Consider the following 1825-nt stretch of genomic DNA (forward strand, 5'->3'; position numbering starts at 1 on the left):
CCGTCCGGCAGACGGGTGATCGGCCGAGCGACAGACGTCCGCAACGCCGGTGCCGCCCTACGCTCCCGCCATGTCCGGACTGTGGAGCAGGTGGCGGGGCCTGCCGGTGTGGGCGCGCGACGGACTCCTGGCCCTGGTGCTGACGCTCGCCGCGCAGGTCGAGCTCGTGGTCCTCGCCCCCGACGTCCTCGACCAGCTGCCGCTGCAGATCGTGGCGTTCGCGGTCATGACCGGCAGCCTCGCCGTCCGGCGGCTCCGGCCGCTTCCCGCCGCCGTCGTGGTGGCGGTCGGCCTCGCGTTCCAGACCGTGCTCGGCGACGCACCGGTGCTGTCGGGCTTCGTCGCCCTCTTGATCGTCACCTACTCCGTCGCCCAGTACGCCGACCGGCGCGGCGATGCCTTCCTCGGGCTCCTCGTCATCGTCGCGGCGATCGAGGTCTATCCGTTCGTCACCGACGGCGTCAGCGTCGTCGACGAGATCGCGAACGCGGCGATCCCGGCGGTCGTCTGGGTCTTCGCGCGGCTGGCGCGGGAGCGGCTCGACCGGGCCGTCGCCGCGGAGCGCGACGCCACGGCCGCACGGGCGCAGGTGCGGGACGAGGAGCTGGCGCGCGCCACCGCGCTGGCCGCCGAGCGACGGCGGATCGCCCGCGAGATGCACGACGTCGTCGGCCACGGCGTGACGCTCATGCTGCTGCACGCCGATGCCGCCCAGGCCGGCCTCGGCGGCCGGGAGCCGGCGACGGGGCGCGCCCTGGACGTCGTCCTCGACGCGGGCCGGACGGCGCTGGCGGACCTGCAGCGGCTGCTCCGCGTCCTCCGCGACGACTCGGGCGACACCACTGACCATCCGGGCACGCTCGCCGCCGTCGAGGGCCTGGCCGAGGCGGCCGCCGTCAGCGGGCGGGACGTGGCGGTGGCCGTGGATGGCCGGGTCCGACCGCTGCCGGCCGCGGTCGAGGCGACCGGCTACCGCATCGCACAGGAGTCGGTGACGAACGCGCTCAAGCACGCGCCCGGCGCCCGGGTCCGCGTGCGGGTGCACTACGCCGAGCACTCGCTGGAGGTCGAGGTCACCGACGACGGCCCAGGCGCGGCGGCCGACCCGGAACGCGCCGGCTTCGGGTTGGCGGGGATCCGGGAACGGGTCGCCCTGTTCGACGGCCGGGTGGTGGCCGGGCCACGGGACGACGGCCCGGGCTGGCGCACACTCGCCGTCCTGCCGGTCCCCGCCCCGGAGCCGGCCCGGACATGACGGTGCGCATCCTGCTGGCCGACGACGAGGCGCTCGTCCGCGCCGGGCTGCGGATGATCCTGGAGGCCGAGCCGGATCTCGAGGTCGTCGGGGAGGCGGCCGACGGCGTCGACGCGCTGACCATGTGCCGCGAGCTGCGGCCCGACGTCGCGCTGGTCGACATCCGCATGCCCCGGCTCGACGGCATCCAGGCCGCGCGCCGGATCAGCGCCGACCCGGCGATCCGGACGGCGGTCGTCATGCTCACCACGTTCGACGCCGACGAGCACGTCGTCGAGGCGCTGCGCGCCGGCGCCACCGGGTTCCTGCTCAAGTCGATGCCCCGTGAGCAGCTCGTCGCCGCCGTCCGCACCGCCGTGACCGGCGACGCGCTGCTCGCGCCGTCGCTGCTGCGCCGACTGCTGGACGACTTCGTGTCCCGCTCCCGGACGGCCGCGCCGGCGCAGGGCGTCGAGCAGCTGACCGCACGCGAGGAGGAGGTGCTCCGGCTCGTCGCGCGCGGCCTCTCCAACGCCGAGATCGCCGGCCGGCTGGTCCTGGGGGAGGGCACGGTGAAGACCCACGTCGCGC

General features: G+C 75.9%; 2 protein-coding genes. Both read left to right on the forward strand.

The features are described 5' to 3' along the window. Window positions 1-70 precede the first annotated feature (70 nt). Entirely contained in the window at window positions 71-1255 is a 1185-nt protein-coding gene (locus E4P40_RS27415; protein WP_135161442.1) for a histidine kinase, read from the forward strand. After that, window positions 1252-1825 (forward strand): response regulator transcription factor (locus tag E4P40_RS27420; RefSeq protein WP_135161443.1); only part of this gene is annotated, 574 nt, incomplete at its 3' end. The genes E4P40_RS27415 and E4P40_RS27420, both read left to right, overlap by 4 nt.

This window comes from Blastococcus sp. CT_GayMR20 (genome assembly GCF_004570345.1).

What these genes read in the sequence shown, in the direction of transcription:
- E4P40_RS27415 (WP_135161442.1), top strand. Translation starts at nt 71, where the DNA reads ATGTCCGGACTGTGGAGCAGGTGGCGGGGCCTGCCGGTGTGGGCGCGC.